This window comes from Planosporangium spinosum, from assembly GCF_049999945.1.
Lineage (GTDB): Bacteria > Actinomycetota > Actinomycetes > Mycobacteriales > Micromonosporaceae > Planosporangium > Planosporangium spinosum.
In genome coordinates, this window is sequence record NZ_JBLYUB010000015.1 from 93,114 (window position 1) to 109,268 (window position 16,155).

The window sequence follows — 16,155 nt, forward strand, 5'->3', positions numbered from 1 at the left end:
GACTGTACCCGCAGGCTGCGAATGCACGCGTGGTCATCGGCGGTACAGTGACCGGCGTGACGGACGAGGCTTCGGAATCGCAGCGCCACCTCGGCGGGCCGGGGGCCGGGCCGGGCGGTCCGGCGCCGGCCACCCTCCGGGCGGCGGTCGGGCTGCTGCTCGCCGAAGCGGCGGTGGTCGCCCTGATCGTGGTCTTCCTCGCCTACAAGGACTTCACGGCCCGTGACGTCGTCGTGCGCGACGCGGCGATCGTGACCGGATTCGCGGCCATGGTCGCCGTCGTGCTGGGCGTGTTCGGGGTCGCGCTGAACCGGCGCCGGGGCTGGGCCCGCGGGCCGGCCGTCGTGATGGAACTCATGCTGCTGCCCATCGGGTGGTACATGGTCTCCGGCGGGATGGCCTGGCTGGGCGTACCGGTGCTCCTGCTCGGACTGGTGGGGGCGGGCCTGCTCATCGCGCCGGCCACCCGGGAGGCCCTGGGGCTGCGCTGACCGGGGCGCCGGGGCCGTGTGGTGATCTGTCCCACATCGACGCCGGCGGCCGACCTCGACGCGGGCGACCGGCGCCGGTGGGTTCAGGCGGGCGGGCTCGGGCGGCGCTTGGTCAGCCGGATGCAGACCAGGTCGTTCTCGATGCTGGCCGCCACGTCGTCGGCGAGAGCGCTCAGGACCTGCCAGGCGAACGACTCGCCGGAGGGCAGGCGCACCGTCGCCGGATTGTCGGCGGGCACCGTCGCGTCGACGGTGAGGGCGTCCTCGGTCACGGTGAACCGGCAGGACAGGACGGCGTCGAGAGAGGCCAGGGCGAGCAGGATCGCGCACGCTTCGTCGACCGCTATCCGCAGGTCTTCGATCTCGTCGAGGGTGAACGACAGCCGCGAGGCGAGGCTGGCGGTCGCGGTGCGCAGGACGCCGAGCCAGGCGCCGGAGGCGGGCACGGCGAGGAGCACCACGTCGGCCGCCTGATCCGGCGTGGACCGCTCTGGAACGACCTGGGTCATTCTGCATCCCCCCGTACCGACGACTCTAGGCCCGCGGCGCTCGCCGCGGGAGCCTGAGCGGCGAGATCGCGCAGGGCCGGTCCGGTCAGCCGGTACGGCACCCACTCGTCCATCGCCACCGCCTCGATGGAGTGGTAGAACTCGCGCGCCGGGTTCCAGTGCAGCACCCACCAGTCGAGCCGCTCGTAGCCGCGCTCGGCGCAGACGGCCGCGAGCGTCGCCAGCAGCGCCCGGCCGACGCCGGCACCGCGGGCCTGCGGCCGCACGTACAGGTCCTCCAGGTACACCCCGTGCACCCCACGCCAGGTGGAGAAGTTCAGGAACCAGAGGGCCATGCCGACCGGCTCATCACCGATCAGTGCGACGTGGCCGAACAGGGCCGGCTGCGGACCGAAGAGGGCGGCCTCCAGTTGTGCCTCGGTCAGGTGGCACTCGTCGGCGGCGCGCTCGTACTCGGCCAGTTCGTGCACCATCGCCACCACCGCAGCCACGTCCGTCCGGCTGATCGGCCGGATCTCGACGCTCATCCACCCTCCCGCGGTCCTCACCGCCCGACCCGGAACGGTGGATCCAGGCCGTGCCTGAGCCGGTCCGGATCCGTCCGGATCAGGTGGCCCCCGCCTGCCCGTACCCGAGCGCGAGGGCCACCAATCATCGTCCGGGCGTCAGGCCTGCTTCGTCTCCCAGAAGATCTTGGAAATCTCCTCGATCTTCGCCAGCAGCTTGTCGGCGACGGCCGGATCGACCGCACCCTTGGCGCCGCTGGCGCCGGCCAGCTTAGTGGCTTCGTTGAAGAGCTGGTGCAGGTGCGGGTACTTCTCGAAGTGCTGGGGCTTGAAGTAGTCGGTCCACAGCACCCACAAGTGGTGCTTGACCAGGTCGGCCCGCTGTTCCTTGATCATGATTGCCCGGGTGCGGAACTCCGGGTCCTGGTTGGCCTGGTACTTCTCACAGATCGCCTTTACCGACTCGGCCTCGATCCGGGCCTGCGCGGGGTCGTATACACCACAGGGCAGGTCGCAGTGGGCAGAGACAACGGTACGGGGAGTGAGTAGACGCGGCAGACGCATCGAACCCTCCTGAATGGTTTGCGATGATCCTCTCCAGCGACACTACATCCGCCCACTCCTTACAGCGACAGGAGATGCCCCGCGTGCGGTCGCCGTGGTACCCGGTTCTGGTAAGAGGCGCGTCGATGTCGCCGACGCTGCGCGACGGCGACGCGTTGCTGGTACGCCGGACCACGCGGGTACGGCCGGGGGACGTCGTGGTGGCGCGGTTCCGGGCCCAGCCGGAGCTGATCGTGGTCAAGCGGGTGGCCCGGGCCGAAGGTACGGGCTGGTGGCTGGTCGGTGACAACGAGTTCGTGGGCGCCGACTCGCGGGCGTACGGCGTGGCAGACGTCGACGGGCGAGTGGTCCTGCGGTGGTGGCCGCGACTGTCCCTGGTCCGCCGCCGCTGAGGCGCGACCCGTCCGGGCGGCGCCGGGTCGCGACCCGTCCGGCGATACCGGATCGGGCCGGCTCGCGAGCCGCCTGAGTTTCGATCCGCCGCCGCAGGGCAGCGACGCGTCGGGGTGCGATCACTGGAACACGACGTGGGCGCGGGCTGTGACATGGGCACGCGGCGCGTGACATTGTCCACGCAGTCGCGTCCGGGCAGGCCATTATGCTCTTCGTAGACCAGGGAGACCCCCGCGCAGCAGTGCGCGCCGCCGTCGTGCAGACCCGCAGCCGACCCGGCGCGCCGCGTACGTTCTTCACGAGCGAGGCAAGGAGGCCCCGTGTCCTTCGATCAGCACGACCCTGTCTTCACCCTGCACCGTGGCGGGAAGTTGGTGGTCAACTCCACCGCTCCGCTCGCCACCCGGGAAGACCTCTCCCTGGCGTACACCCCCGGCGTGGCCCGGGTCTGTGAGGCGATCGCCGCCGACGAGTCCCTGGTCCACGAGTACACCTGGGTCCGGCACACCGTCGCCGTCGTGACCGACGGCTCGGCGGTGCTCGGCCTGGGCAACATCGGGCCGCGCGCGGCGCTGCCCGTCATGGAGGGCAAGGGCGCGTTGTTCAAGCAGTTCGCCAACGTCGACGCCGTCCCCATCTGTCTGGGCACCCAGGACACCGAAGAGATCATCGCGACGGTGCAGGCGCTCGCGCCCTCGTTCGGCGGGATCAACCTGGAGGACATCGCCGCGCCGCGCTGCTTCGAGATCGAGCGGCGCCTGGACGAGGCGCTCGACATCCCGGTCTTCCACGACGACCAGCACGGTACCGCGATCGTCGTGCTCGCCGCGCTGCGCAACGCGGCCGCGCTGCTCGACCGCAAGCTGGACCGGCTGCGGGTGGTCATCAGCGGTGCGGGCGCGGCCGGGGTCGCGGTCACCAAGATGCTCATCGCCGGTGGCGTCGAACCCGGCTCGGTCGTCGTGGTCGACTCCCGGGGGGCGCTGCACAGCGGACGGGAGGACCTCACCGCGACCAAGCGGGAACTGGTCGAGCTGACCAACGGCGACGGCGTGCGCGGCGGGATCATCGAGGCCCTGCGCGGCGCCGACGTGTTCATCGGCGTCTCGGGCGGCAGCATTCCCGAGGAGGCGCTGGCCGGCATGGCGCCGGGCGGCGCGATCTTCGCGCTGGCCAACCCGACGCCGGAGGTGCACCCGGTGATCGCGGCCCGGTACGCCGCGGTCGTGGCGACCGGCCGCAGCGACTTCCCCAACCAGATCAACAACGTTCTCGCGTTCCCGGGCGTGTTCCGGGGTGCGCTCGACGCCGGAGCGACCCGGATCACCGACGGCATGAAGGTGGCGGCCGCCGACGCGATCGCCGGGGTCGTCGCCAACGAGCTACGCCGGGACGCCATCGTCCCGAGTCCGCTCGACCCCCGGGTGGCGCCCGCCGTGGCCGCCGCGGTCGCCGAGGCCGCGGTCCGCGACGGCGTCATCCGCTCCTAGGTTCAATCCATGATCGGCACAACTTTCCGGAAGTTGTGGCCTCGGTGGTACCGGGAGACCACAACTTCCCGGAAGTTGTGCCGATCATGGGGCGGGCGCCGGCTCTGCTAGCGTCGCCCGTATGCGCGCCGCCTACGCTTCCGCCTTCAACCCTGACGATCCGCTCGCCGCGTTGACCGTCGGTGACCAGTCTGAGCCCGCGCAGGACGGGTGGGTGACCGTCGACGTCCGGGCCAGTGCGCTCAACCACCACGACCTGTGGTCGCTACGCGGCGTCGGCCTACGCGCCGACCAACTGCCGATGATCCTCGGCTGCGACGCAGCCGGTGTCGACCCGGACGGCAACGAGGTCGTCATCTACTCGGTGATCGACGAGGCCACCGGCGACGGCCGCCAGCGCTCGATCCTGTCGGAGTACTTCCCCGGCACGCTCGCCGAGCGGGTGGCGGTGCCGGCCCGCAACCTCGTACCCAAGCCCGCCGAGCTGTCGTTCGCCGAGGCGGCCTGCCTGCCGACCGCGTGGCTGACCGCGTACCGGATGCTGACCACCAAGGGCCGGCTGCCTGAGAACGGCAGCGTGCTGGTCCAGGGCGCCGGCGGCGGGGTCGCCACCGCGGCGGTCGTGCTCGGTGTGGCGCTCGGCGCGCGGGTCTACGCGACCAGCCGTGACGCCGAGAAGCGGGAGCGGATCGCCGCGCTCGGTGCCACCGCGGTGGAGAGCGGCGCCCGCCTGCCGGAGCGGGTGGACGTCGTGATCGAGACCGTCGGCGCGGCGACCTTCGACCACTCGCTCAAGTGCGCCAAGCAGGGCGGCCGGATCGTGGTCTCCGGAGCCACCTCGGGGCATCTGCCCGCCGTCAACATGCGCCGCGTCTTCGCCGGTGAGCTGGAGATCCTCGGTTCGATGATGGGCACCCCCGAGGAACTGGGGCAGCTGCTGCGGCTCTGTGCGGACAAGGGCATCCGCCCGATCATCGACTCGGTCCACGGCTTCAGCGACGTACGGGGGGCGTTCGAGCGGCTCGCCTCCGGCGACGTGTTCGGCAAGGTGGTCGTCGACCACACCCGCTGACCGGGCAGGCCGGTGCGCGGCCACCCGGTTGCCGTACCCGGCGTCGCGATCGGACCGGTTGTCCCGCACGCTGGGTGATCGGGTACTTCCGGTCTGCTGCGGCCTGGAGTCGGGTGGCCGACTCCGGGCCGCCGACCGCCGGCGAGGATGTGTCGCCGCGTCGATCTATTCGTTAAGGTGCCCCCATGTCCAACGAGCAGGTCGACCCGAGCGGCACCACCGGGCAGTTCAAGGCGTTCGCGGACGCGTCCGCCGATGAGTCCGGCCGCTCCCGGACCCCCCTTGTCATCGGCGGAGTCGTCGCCGTCGTGCTCCTCGCGCTGATCGCCTACCTCGCGCTCAGCTGAACCCCGGGCCGGGCCCCGCGCTCAGCTCAACTCCGGCCGGGCCCTCGCGCCCGGCTGAATCCTCAGCCGGGCCCTCGCGCCCGGCTCAACCCTCACCCTCGGCCGAGCCGTACCCGATTCACAGGGCCGACTCCCAGCGCGACGTACCCGGCAACGTGCCGTCGCGGCTGAGCCGGCCCTTCGCGTCGGTGTCACCGTAGAGCGTCCAGCGCAGGAAGTCGGTCGTGGTCCGGACCAGCGGGTCGAAGCCGGCGGAGGCGGGCGTCAGGTACCGGCCGTGGTCGGCGCCCTCCAGCGTGAGGAACGCCTTCGGCCATCGCATCGCCTGATAGGCGGCCTGTCCGCCGCTGTAGGCGACGGTGGGGTCGGCGTCGCCGTGTACGAACAGCACCGGGGTCGCCGGACCGGCGTACGAACCGCCCAGCAGCGCACCGGCGATCACGACGGCCGCCCGCAGGCGGATGTCGCGCTGGGTGGAGAGCAGACCCGTCGTCGTGATGCCGCCCGCCGAGTAACCCGTGGCGGCGACCGCCGCGGTGTCGAGGCGACCGGCGAGCGGGTCGCCGTCGTGGCCGTCGAGGGCGAGTACCTGGCTGATCACGTACGAGGCGTCGGCCGGCTGGTTCACCACGTCCAGGACGTCGAAGCGCGACGCTTCGCGCCGGGTGTGCGGGTACGCGGGAGCGGCGACGACGAAGCCGGCGGACGCCCACCGGGTGGCCACCGGGGCCAGCTGCTCCGGCTCGCCGTTGAGGCCGTGGCTGAGGAGGATCAGCGGGAACCGGCCGACCGCCGGTGAGGTACCCGACTGTGGGTCGCCGCCGGCCGGGCCGGCGTCCGGGTACCAGACGGTGGTCGGCAGCGGCCGGTCGGGGCCGCGGGACAGGGAGAGTTCCCGGACGCCGACCCCGAACGGCTTCGCGGGCGCCTTCCGGCTCGGTAGGGGCGGCAGGGCGGCGATGGCCGGCGGTGCCGCGCGGTCCGCGGCGCCGGGTGCGGTCGTGGCGTGGTCGCCCGGCGCGACGGCGGCCCAGTGGGTGTCCGGCGCGGTGACGCACCCGCGGGTGAGTACGGCTCCTGCGGCGAGCGTGGCGAGTGCCAGCGCGACCAGATTGCGGCGCGGGAGTTGGCGGGGCACCGCTCGACTGTAGGCAGGTGTTTCCAGCTCCGGCGAGACCCGGTGGGAGCGGGCTCCGGCCGGCCGGGTGGGGGAGGCGGGTTCAGCCCAGGTGGGGGAGAGCGGCTCAGCCCGGGTGGGGAGAGTGCTCCGGCCCGGCCGGCCGGGGACGGCTCAGGAACGGCTCAGATCGGCCGGGAACGGCTCAGATCGGCCGGGCGGTGAACCAGGCGTGGTCGTCGGTGAGCCAGCGGTCCAGTCGCAGCCCGGTGGCGGCGAGGTCGGCGGCCAACTCCTCGTCGTCGATGCGGTACGCGGTGAACGCATGCGTCCACACCCGGCCGTCGACGTGGTATTCGAGCACCGCGTCCAGCGTCGCCCCCGTGCGCCGTACCGAGTGCCCGACCCACCGGATCCCGCCGTCGTCGACGTCGTACGGCTCGACGGTGTCGAGCCACTCCGGCGGGTGCCGCTGGACGACGACCACGCCGTCGGGCCGCACGTGCCGGGCGCAGGTGGCGAGGAAGGCGCGCCGTTGCTCCGGCTCCGTGTTGATGAGGGTGCTGGCCAGGAGTACGGCGTCGAACGTCCGGTCGAGCCGCAGCGTCTCAATGGAGGAGCGGGCGCATGCCAGATCGCCCAGGTGGGCGAGCATCGCCGTGGACTCGTCCACGCCGAAGACGGGGTGGCCCAGGTCGGCGAGCGGGCGCAGGATCCGGCCGGTACCGCAGCCCAGTTCGAGGATCTCGGCGCTCGCCGGCACGGCGGCGTGCACGATGGCGGGCTCGCCGCGGTCGGGTAGGAGCGCGTAGAAGTCGACGGCGCAACCGTCGGCCGTGATCTCTCCCGGGCCGGTTCCGGTTGCGCGCGCCAACCTACTCGTCCTCGTCGTCGGAGAGCCGGGCCAGCCAGGTGGCCAGGCGCTCGACCGGCGTCTCGAACTCGGGGTTGAGGTCGACGAAGTCACGCAGTCGCTCGGCGAGCCAGTCCATGGTGATGGTCTCGTCGCCGCGCCGCTCGGAGAGTTCTTCGATGCCCCGATCGGTGAAGTACATGATCCCTCCTATTCGCGGATCTCGGACACGTGAGCCGCCTGTCGCCGGTTCCACGTGTCCAAGATCCGCGAAATCACGCGCTCGCTATGCGCGGGGCAGTGCCGCCTCGATCAGCGCGGCCTGCTCGGCGTCGTGCATCTTGGTCGAACCCACGGAGGGAGCGGCCGCCGCGGGCCGCGAGATCCGCCGCAGGCGCACCCCCTCGAGGTGCTCCAGCAGGTTGAGTGCGATGAACGTCCACGCACCCTGGTTGGCCGGCTCCTCCTGGACCCAGGCGAAGTCGTCCGCGTTCGGGTATTGCGCGAGGGCGGCCCGGACCTCGTCGACCGGCAGCGGGTAGAGCTGCTCGATCCGCACGAGGGCGGTGTCGGTGATGCCTCGGTCGGCGCGGGCCTGTACCAGGTCGTAGTACACCTTGCCGGAGCAGAACAGTACCCGCTTCACCGCGTTCTTGTCGGTGACCCCGGCGTCCGGGATGACCGGCTGGAAGGTGCCGCTGGTGAACTCGTTGGTCGAGGAGACGCAGAGCCGGTGCCGCAGCAGCGACTTCGGGGTGAACACGACCAGCGGCTTCTTCTTCGGCGACAGCGCCTGGCGGCGCAGCAGGTGGAAGTGGTTGGCCGGGGTGGTCGGCACCGCGACGCGGATGTTGTCCTCGGCGCACAGCTGCAGGTAGCGCTCCAGGCGGCCCGACGTGTGGTCGGGGCCCTGGCCCTCGTGCGAGTGCGGCAGCAGCAGGGTCACCGCGCTGCGCTGACCCCACTTGACCTCACCGGAGGAGACGAACTCGTCCACGATGGACTGGGCGCCGTTGGCGAAGTCGCCGAACTGCGCCTCCCACATCACCAGCGCGTCCGGGTTCTCCACCGAGTACCCGTACTCGAAGCCCATCGCCGCGAACTCGCTGAGCAGCGAGTCGTAGACGAACAGCCGGGCGGACTCGTCGGCGACCTGGGTGATCGGGAAGTAGTCCCGGCCGGTCACCGCGTCGACGACCGCCGCGTGCCGCTGCACGAACGTGCCGCGCTTGGAGTCCTGGCCGGACAGCCGGACCGTGACGCCCTGGGCGAGCAGCGAACCGAACGCGATGATCTCGCCGAAGCCCCAGTCGATGCCGCCCTCGACGGCCATCTTGGCCCGCCGCTCGAGCAGCTGTGCCACCCGCTTGTGCGGGGTGACACCGCTCGGCAGACTGGCGTGCGCCTCGCCGATCCGCTTGAGGACACCCGCGTCGATCGCGGTCTCCACCTGCGGCTCCGGCTCCGGCGTGCGCAACCGGCTGATCCGCGTCGACGGGCCCGACGACGAGTCGCGGGTCGCCCGGAACACCGTCTCCAGCTGCTGCTGGTAGTCGCGCAGCAGCTCCTCGGCGTCCTCGAGGGTGATGTCGCCGCGCCCGATCAGCTCCTCGGTGTAGATCTTGCGCACCGAACGCTTGCTGTCGATGATCTGGTACATCAGCGGGTTGGTCATCGACGGGTCGTCGCCCTCGTTGTGACCGCGCCGGCGGTAGCAGACCATGTCGATCACGACGTCCTTGTTGAACGCCTGCCGGTACTCGAAGGCCAGCTTCGCCACCCGGACGACCGCCTCCGGGTCGTCGCCGTTGACGTGGAAGATCGGCGCCTGGATCATCCGCGCGATGTCGGTGGAGTACATCGACGAGCGGGAGTACTCCGGCGCGGTGGTGAAGCCGACCTGGTTGTTGACGACCACGTGGATCGTGCCGCCGGTGCGGTAGCCGCGCAGCTGCGACAGGTTGAGCGTCTCGGCCACCACGCCCTGGCCGGCGAACGCGGCGTCGCCGTGCACGAGCAGCGGCAGCACCGTGTAGCCCTCGAGCTTGAGGTCGATCCGGTCCTGCTTGGCCCGCACGATGCCCTCGAGGACCGGGTTGACCGCCTCCAGGTGCGACGGGTTCGCCACGACCGACACGGTCGTGGCGTGCGCGCCGTCGGGGGTGGAGTACTTGCCGACCTGGCCAAGGTGGTACTTGACGTCACCGGAGCCGTGCGACGACTTGGGGTCGATGTGCCCCTCGAACTCGGAGAAGATCTTCTCGTACGGCTTGCCGACGATGTTGGCCAGCACGTTGAGGCGGCCGCGGTGGGCCATGCCGATCACGACCTCGTCGAGCTCGGCGCGGGCCGAGTCCTGCAGGATCTCGTCCAGCAGCGGGATCAGGCTCTCGCCGCCCTCCAGCGAGAACCGCTTCTGGCCGACGTACTTGGTCTGCAGGAACGTCTCGAACGCCTCCGCGGCGTTGAGCCGGCCGAGGATGTGCTTCTGCTGCTCGGTGGTCGGCTTCTCGTGCCGGTGCTCGACCCGCTCCTGGATCCAGAGGCGCTCCTCCGGGTCCTGGATGTGCATGTACTCGACGCCGACGCGCCGGCAGTAGGAGTCGCGCAGCACGCCGAGGACGTCGCGCAGCTTCATCTTCTGCTTGCTGGCGAAGCCGCCGACGTTGAACTTGCGGTCGAGGTCCCACAGCGTCAGGCCGTGCTGGAGCACGTCCAGGTCGGGGTGGCGGCGGATGTGGAACTCGAGCGGGTCGGTGTCGGCCATCAGGTGGCCGCGCACCCGGTAGGCGTGGATCAGCTCCAGCACCCGGGCGGTCTTGTCGACCTGGCCCTCGGAGTCGACCGCGACGTCGCGCACCCAGCGCACCGGCTCGTAGGGCAGGCGCAGCGAGGTGAAGATCTCGTCGTAGAAGCCGTGCTCGCCGAGCAGCAACTCGTGGATGCGCTTGAGGAAGTCGCCGGACTGCGCGCCCTGGATGATGCGGTGGTCGTAGGTCGAGGTCAGCGTGATGATCTTGCTGATGCCCAGCTCGGACAGGCGCTCGTCGGACATGCCGGCGTACGGGGCCGGGTATTCCATCGCGCCGACGCCGAGGATGGTGCCCTGGCCGGACATCAGGCGGGGGATCGAGTGGACCGTGCCGATGCCGCCGGGGTTGGTCAGCGAGATCGTGGTGCCGGCGTAGTCGTCCATGGTCAGCTCGCCGCGGCGGGCGCGCCGGATGACGTCCTCGTACGCCTGCCAGAACTGCCGGAAGTCCATCGCCTCGGTGGCCTTGATGCTCGGCACCACCAGCGAGCGGGAGCCGTCGGGCTTGGGCAGGTCGATCGCGATGCCCAGGTTGACGTGCTCCGGCTGCACCAGCGCCGGCTTGCCGTCGGCTTTCGCGAAGGAGTTGTTCATCTCCGGGAAGTCGGCGAGGGCCTTGACCATCGCGTACCCGATGAGGTGGGTGAAGCTGACCTTGCCGCCGCGGCCACGGGTGAGGTGGTTGTTGATCACGATGCGGTTGTCGGCCATCAGCTTGGCCGGCACGGCGCGCACGCTGGTCGCGGTGGGTACCTCGAGTGAGGCGTCCATGTTCGCGACGATCTTCGCCGCGACCCCGCGCAGTGGGATGGTCTTCGTGCCGCCCGGCGCGGCCGGAGCGGGGGTCTTCGGCTGGGGTGCCGCTGGCGCGGCCGCCGGCTTCGTGGCGGCCGGCTGGGCGGGGGCCGGCGCCGGCTTCGCGGGCGCGGGTGCCGACGAGGCCGCCGGCGCCGCGGGGGTCGTACTCGTGCCGGCCGGTGGGGTCGTGGACGTCTCCGTGGCAGTCCCGTCGCCGCCGGGGCGGTAGTCGACGAAGAAGTCGTGCCAGGCGGAGTCGACGCTCGCCGGGTCGGACAGGTACCGCTGGTACATGTCCTCGACGATCCACTCGTTGGGGCCGAAGCCCGCTAGAGGGTTGTCCTGCGAGTTGGTCGCTTGGGTTGACACGTCCGTAATCGCCTCTTCCACGTGCGCGCGTTACCGAAGTCAGAAGACGGGTTCAAGGCTACGCTCCGCGACACGGGTCGACGGCATCGACGTCGACCCGTGTCGCGGCTCACAGACCTTCGTGAAGAATCAGACTTCAGGACACATCTCGCTTACGAAGGATCAAAGTGCCAATAATGCCAGCAACCGCCCCATAACCGATCAGAACCAGGGCGCCCACCCACTGCGGCGGGCTCTGCGGGAACGTCTTGGTCGGCGAGATCATGATCGACGAGGCGATGGAGGGCACGATGACCTGCGCGGTCAGCACCCAGTCCTTCTTGATCACGAACTGGTGGACGACCATGAACAGCAGCTGCGCCGCGGTGGTCCCGATCAGGTAGAGCACGGTCGCCGTGATCGTCGCGCCGATCTGGCTGCGGATCAGCGCGCCGAAGCCGACCCCGAACACCGCCCAGATCGCGTACGCCGCGAGGTTGAGCAGGAGCGCCCTGCTGACCTCCCAGTCGCCGAGGTGGCTGCCGAAGCCCTCGGTCTTGAGGAAGATCGTGCCGACGACCACGTTGACCACCAGGGTGAACAGCCAGAAGATGGCCGAGGCCAGCACGCCGGTGACGAGCTTGGCCAGGACCACCCGGGTGCGGTGCGGGGTCGTGAGGAACGTGGTGGTCGCGGTCTGGTGGTAGTACTCGTTGGTGATCAGCAGAATGCCCAGCACCGACACGATCAGCACCCCGAAGAACTGACCGGACGTGAAGATGTTGGCCGCCTGGGCCACCACGTCGTGCTGTGACGCCCACTGTGCCTTCATCTCGGCCAGTTGGCCCGGCGGGATCTGGTCGGGCGTGCGCCCGCCGCTCGTGGACTTGACGAACTCGTCGAACGGCCTCAGCAGGAAGTGCGCCTGGATGCAGTTGACCAGCAGAGCGAACGCTGTCATGACCAGGGTGCCGAGGCCGAGGAGCCACCACGTGTTGGTGGTGCGGATCTTGAGTATTTCGCTGCGGATCAGCCGGTTCATCGGATGGTGGCCTTCCCCTGGGTCAGTTCGAGGAACACGTGCTCGAGGTCGGGTCGCTCGCTGACCAGCTCGTGCAGCTCGACGTTGGCGCGCAGCGCGGCCGCGCCGACGGCCGGCGCCTCCACCCCGGTCACCAGCAGCGCACCGTCGGTGGCCGCCTCGACCGTCGCACCCGCCTGCTTGAGCTCGGCGCTCAGCGCCTCCGCGCCCGGGGTGCGCACCCGCACCCGCGCCGCGCCGGACATCGACCCCAGTACTTCGCTGACCGAGCCCTGGCGGACCAGTCGCCCGGCCGCGATGATCACGACGTCGTCGGCGAGCAGCTCCATCTCGGACAGCAGGTGGCTGGAGACGAGGACGGTACGGCCCTGGGCCGCCAGGTTGCGCAGCAGGTCACGCATCCACCGGATGCCCTCGGGGTCGAGACCGTTGGCGGGCTCGTCGAGGATGAGTACCCGCGGGTCGCCCAGCATGGCCGAGGCGATGCCCAGCCGCTGGCGCATGCCCAGCGAGTACCCCTTGAACTTGCGCTTGCCGGCCGGGGCCAGGTCGACCAGGTCGAGGACCTCGTCGACGCGGCCGTCCGGCAGGCCGGCGGCCGCGGCGATGACGCGCAGGTGGTTGCGGCCGTTGCGGCCCTTGTGCGCGGCGGACGCCTCGAGGATCGCGCCCACCGTACGCAGCGGGTCCGGCAGGTCCGCGTACCGCAGACCACTGATCGTCGCGGTGCCCGCGGTCGGGGTGACCAGGTTGAGGATCATTCGCAAGGTCGTGGTCTTGCCGGCGCCGTTCGGACCGAGGAAGCCGGTCACCCGGCCCGGTTCGACAGTGAACGACAGGTTGTCGACGGCCCTGACATTCTTGTACTGCTTTGTCAGGCCGGAGACAACGATCTGCCCATCGGACATTGATATCCCTCCGTGAGGCGGCCGGCGACGCGGGTGGCACCGCTACGGTGTTCGCCGCCGCTCAGATTGGCAATCGTGCGTGCCCCGGTCAAACGCGCAGGTGAACGAGGTACGACTAGGACACCGTAGGTGACCTGTGTGCCCGGTGTGTGGATATTCGCCGGCCTCACCCCGTCGCGCAACCCACCTGCACCGGGAGGTCCCGGCCCCGGAAGGCTGCGGGGCCGACCGGTCGGGCGAGGGGAGTCAGGCGAGCGCGATCCAGGTCGCCCGGGACAGCGCCAGAACCGTGCCGTCCGGGCCGTACACGGTGCTGACCACGTGCGCCTTGCGCCCCTCCTGCGCCACCAGCGCTCCCGTCACCACGCACCCGTCACCCGCGGCGGGCAGCGCGTCGACCCGCGCCGCCATCCGCCCGAGGACGTACGGCCGGTGCTCAAGTGGAATAGCCCAGCCGCCGGGGCAGTCCAGCGCCGCCCACATCACCGCCGGCTCGACGTCCGGCGGTACGACCCACGGCGCGGCGGTGCGCCCGTCCGGCAGTCGCCCCGGGAACAGCCGCAGCCCGTCGCCGGGCGGGCGCTGCGGTCCGCACACGTAGCAGGTCGGGAACGGGTGCCCGGTGCGGCCGGGGTACGTCTCGGAGACCGCCATCGCCTCCGCCCACGACACCGCGGGCACCGGCTGCGGCGCCGCGTCGGCCGGCAGCGGCGACGCCGACGCGATGAGCCGGTCGCCGTCGTACACGTCGATGGTGGCGCCATCGGCGTCCACGTCCAGCGGCGTCGCCAGCGGCGGCGGCTGGCGCAGCGTCACCTCCGTGCCGGTGGGGGAGGCCACGTAATGCGCCAGCACGCCGGCCGTGTAACCGCCGTTGGCCGAGTCCGGAGGGCCGTTGAACCTGGCCGGGATGATCATCGGTCCGCCTTCCGGATCGCGTGCGTACACCAGCGACGTACCCGAACGTCCCGCCGCGCGAATACGGTCTCACAGCCGCGCGAGCCGCCGGCCCGCAGCCGTGCCAGCCGCCGGCCCGCAGCCGCGTGACCCGACCGCCGTACCTCCACCGAGGAGAGCGCCTACTCTTCACGAAAGCGCTAACTGCGGCACCCGTCGATGACACGCGACCGCCGGTCAGGCCGGCTTCGCTGGGTGCCATGACGGTTCTCACGGCCACCAACACGACGACGGCGCGCTACAGCGTCCAGGTGGCGACCGAGGGCGAGCTGGTGCGCGCGGCGCAGCGGCTGCGCCACCGGGTGTTCGCCGGGGAGTTGGGCGCCACCCTGCACTCGCCGGTTCCCGGCTCCGACGTGGACGAGTTCGACGTCCACTGCGACCACCTCGTCATCACCGAGAACGGCTCGGGTGAGGTGGTCGGCACCTACCGGATGCTCCCGCCGGGGCGCACCGACCGGCTGTACTCCGACACCGAGTTCCACCTCGGCGCGCTGGCCCCGCTGCGCGACGTCCTGGTCGAGGCCGGGCGCTCCTGTGTGCACCCCGATCACCGCACCGGTGCGGTGATCAACCTGATGTGGGCCGGCATCGCCCGGTACCTGCACCTGTCCGGCCGGCGCTGGCTCGTCGGGTGCGCCTCGGTACCGGTCGCCGACGCCACCGCGGTCTGGCACCGGGTGCAGGCCCGCCACCTGGCTCCGCCGGCGCTGCGGGTCCGGCCGCGTACCCCGTGGCCGATCACCACCGGTCCCGAACCGACGGTGACCATGCCGCCGCTGCTCAAGGGGTACCTCCGACTCGGCGCCTGGGTGTGCGGCCCGCCCGCCTACGACCCCGACTTCGGCGTCGCCGACCTGCTCGTGCTGCTCTCGCTGGACCGGATCGACCCCCGGTACCTGCGGCACTTCCTAGCGGGCGGGCAGTCGGCGGGCGGGCAGTCGGCGGGATGACCGCCGAACCGCTGTGGCTGCCGACGTCGCCCTGCGGCAGCCGCTGTCTGCCGGCGGCGGGCACGGTCACCCGGGTGGGGCCGGTGCGCGCGACCGCCCGACTCGTGGCGGCGGCCGGGGTCGTCGCCATGGCGGCGGCCGCCCTGCCGCTGGTCGCGCTGCTGCGCCCGGCGGCCCGGGTCGGGCTGCTGCGGCTGCTCGCCCGGGCGCTGCTGCGCGCGTTCGGGGTGCGCCACGAGGTGGCCGGTCGGCTGCCCGGTACGCGCGCCCTGCTGGTGGCCAACCACGTGTCATGGCTGGACGTACCCGTCCTGCTGGCGTACGCGCCGGTCCGGCTGCTCGCCAAGCGGGAGGTCCGCGGATGGCCGGTGATCGGGGCGCTCGCCGCCGCGGCGGGCACCACGTTCATCGACCGGCGCCGCCCGCGCGAACTGCCCGCCGCGGTCGCCGAGGTCGCCGCGGCGCTGCGCGCCGGTGCCGTGGTGGCGGTGTTCCCCGAGGGCACGACCCGGTGCGGCCGGGCCACCGGGCGGTTCCGCCCGGCGATGTTCCAGGCGGCCGTCGACGCCGGCGTACCGGTGGCGCCGGTCACACTGCGCTACGCGTCGGCCGGCGGCCGGCCGACCTCGGTCGCCGCGTTCGTCGGCGAGGACACCCTGCTGGCGTCGCTGTACCGGGTGGTTACCGCCCGGGACCTGCGGGTCACGGTCAGCCCGCATCCGTCGCTGCACCCGGTGCCGGGTGGCTCCCGGCGGGTCCTGGCCCGGGCCGCCCGGTCGGCCGTGCGGGTCGCCACCGAACCGACCCGCGTGGTCGTGGAGTCCGCCGTCCTGCCGGTCGCCCGCCCGGTCGTGCAGCCCGCCGTCCTGCCCGCCACCCGCCCGGCGGCGGGGGAGCGGCTGTCACAAGCGGCCTGAGCTGCGGCAGTTCCTGTCACAATCGTGGGGTGGGAGTTCCCCTTTCAGGAAACTCCCAGGCAAAGTTCAGCCCTGCCT

Annotated in this window: 17 protein-coding genes; 7 read left to right on the forward strand and 10 right to left on the reverse strand. The window is 71.5% G+C overall.

The window, feature by feature from the left end:
- Positions 1–56 precede the first annotated feature (56 nt).
- On the forward strand, positions 57–491 hold the full coding sequence (locus tag ACNTMW_RS20380) for a hypothetical protein (RefSeq protein WP_426635279.1): 435 nt from the start codon (positions 57–59) through the stop codon (positions 489–491).
- An 83-nt stretch (positions 492–574) separates the two neighbouring features.
- Here the strand turns inward: ACNTMW_RS20380 and ACNTMW_RS20385 are convergent, their stop codons facing one another.
- From ACNTMW_RS20385 to sodN, 3 genes are all read right to left on the reverse strand, one after another.
- Complete coding sequence (locus ACNTMW_RS20385) at positions 575–1,000, reverse strand: ATP-binding protein (RefSeq protein ID WP_426635280.1); 426 nt, start codon at positions 998–1,000, stop codon at positions 575–577.
- Positions 997–1,527, reverse strand: a complete 531-nt coding sequence (locus ACNTMW_RS20390; protein ID WP_426635281.1) for a GNAT family N-acetyltransferase — start codon at positions 1,525–1,527, stop codon at positions 997–999. The genes ACNTMW_RS20385 and ACNTMW_RS20390 overlap by 4 nt, the downstream gene beginning before the upstream one ends.
- A 138-nt stretch (positions 1,528–1,665) precedes the next feature.
- Positions 1,666–2,070, reverse strand: a complete 405-nt coding sequence (gene sodN / locus ACNTMW_RS20395; protein ID WP_426635282.1) for a superoxide dismutase, Ni — start codon at positions 2,068–2,070, stop codon at positions 1,666–1,668.
- A gap of 74 nt (positions 2,071–2,144) precedes the next feature.
- Here sodN and ACNTMW_RS20400 point away from each other — a divergent pair, with 74 nt between their 5' ends.
- The 4 genes from ACNTMW_RS20400 to ACNTMW_RS20415 all read left to right on the forward strand — a co-directional run bounded on the left by ACNTMW_RS20400 (position 2,145) and on the right by ACNTMW_RS20415 (position 5,372).
- A complete protein-coding gene (locus ACNTMW_RS20400) occupies positions 2,145–2,462 on the forward strand; it encodes a S26 family signal peptidase (protein WP_426635283.1) in 318 nt (105 codons plus the stop codon).
- A gap of 321 nt (positions 2,463–2,783) precedes the next feature.
- Positions 2,784–3,953: an NAD(P)-dependent malic enzyme gene (locus ACNTMW_RS20405; protein WP_426635284.1), complete on the forward strand. Its 1,170-nt coding sequence runs from the start codon at positions 2,784–2,786 to the stop codon at positions 3,951–3,953.
- Between the two features lie 121 nt (positions 3,954–4,074).
- Positions 4,075–5,025: a zinc-binding dehydrogenase gene (locus tag ACNTMW_RS20410; protein ID WP_426635285.1), complete on the forward strand. Its 951-nt coding sequence runs from the start codon at positions 4,075–4,077 to the stop codon at positions 5,023–5,025.
- Positions 5,026–5,210: 185 nt separating this feature from the next.
- Entirely contained in the window at positions 5,211–5,372 is a 162-nt protein-coding gene (locus tag ACNTMW_RS20415; RefSeq protein ID WP_426635286.1) for a hypothetical protein, read from the forward strand.
- A 118-nt stretch (positions 5,373–5,490) separates the two neighbouring features.
- On the opposite strand, the gene ACNTMW_RS20420 is transcribed toward ACNTMW_RS20415, so the two are convergent.
- The 7 genes from ACNTMW_RS20420 to ACNTMW_RS20450 all read right to left on the reverse strand — a co-directional run bounded on the left by ACNTMW_RS20420 (position 5,491) and on the right by ACNTMW_RS20450 (position 14,168).
- Positions 5,491–6,510: an alpha/beta hydrolase family protein gene (locus ACNTMW_RS20420; RefSeq protein WP_426635288.1), complete on the reverse strand. Its 1,020-nt coding sequence runs from the start codon at positions 6,508–6,510 to the stop codon at positions 5,491–5,493.
- 184 nt (positions 6,511–6,694) lie between these two features.
- On the reverse strand, positions 6,695–7,363 hold the full coding sequence (locus ACNTMW_RS20425; protein WP_426635289.1) for a class I SAM-dependent methyltransferase: 669 nt from the start codon (positions 7,361–7,363) through the stop codon (positions 6,695–6,697).
- Position 7,364: 1 nt separating this feature from the next.
- Positions 7,365–7,544, reverse strand: coding sequence for a DUF6104 family protein (locus ACNTMW_RS20430; RefSeq protein ID WP_426635290.1), 180 nt, complete (start codon positions 7,542–7,544; stop codon positions 7,365–7,367).
- An 84-nt stretch (positions 7,545–7,628) separates the two neighbouring features.
- A complete protein-coding gene (locus ACNTMW_RS20435; RefSeq protein WP_426635291.1) occupies positions 7,629–11,321 on the reverse strand; it encodes a multifunctional oxoglutarate decarboxylase/oxoglutarate dehydrogenase thiamine pyrophosphate-binding subunit/dihydrolipoyllysine-residue succinyltransferase subunit in 3,693 nt (1,230 codons plus the stop codon).
- Positions 11,322–11,457: 136 nt separating this feature from the next.
- A complete protein-coding gene (locus ACNTMW_RS20440) occupies positions 11,458–12,342 on the reverse strand; it encodes an ABC transporter permease (RefSeq protein WP_426635292.1) in 885 nt (294 codons plus the stop codon).
- Positions 12,339–13,250 carry an ABC transporter ATP-binding protein gene (locus ACNTMW_RS20445; RefSeq protein ID WP_426635293.1) on the reverse strand — a complete coding sequence of 304 codons (912 nt, stop codon included), beginning with the start codon at positions 13,248–13,250 and terminating at the stop codon, positions 12,339–12,341. The genes ACNTMW_RS20440 and ACNTMW_RS20445 overlap by 4 nt, the downstream gene beginning before the upstream one ends.
- A gap of 246 nt (positions 13,251–13,496) precedes the next feature.
- Positions 13,497–14,168: a hypothetical protein gene (locus tag ACNTMW_RS20450; protein WP_426635294.1), complete on the reverse strand. Its 672-nt coding sequence runs from the start codon at positions 14,166–14,168 to the stop codon at positions 13,497–13,499.
- Positions 14,169–14,407: 239 nt separating this feature from the next.
- Here ACNTMW_RS20450 and ACNTMW_RS20455 point away from each other — a divergent pair, with 239 nt between their 5' ends.
- Entirely contained in the window at positions 14,408–15,160 is a 753-nt protein-coding gene (locus tag ACNTMW_RS20455) for a GNAT family N-acetyltransferase (protein WP_426635295.1), read from the forward strand.
- Positions 15,157–16,077, forward strand: coding sequence for a lysophospholipid acyltransferase family protein (locus tag ACNTMW_RS20460; RefSeq protein WP_426635296.1), 921 nt, complete (start codon positions 15,157–15,159; stop codon positions 16,075–16,077). The genes ACNTMW_RS20455 and ACNTMW_RS20460 overlap by 4 nt, the downstream gene beginning before the upstream one ends.
- The last annotated feature ends 78 nt before the right edge of the window (positions 16,078–16,155 follow it).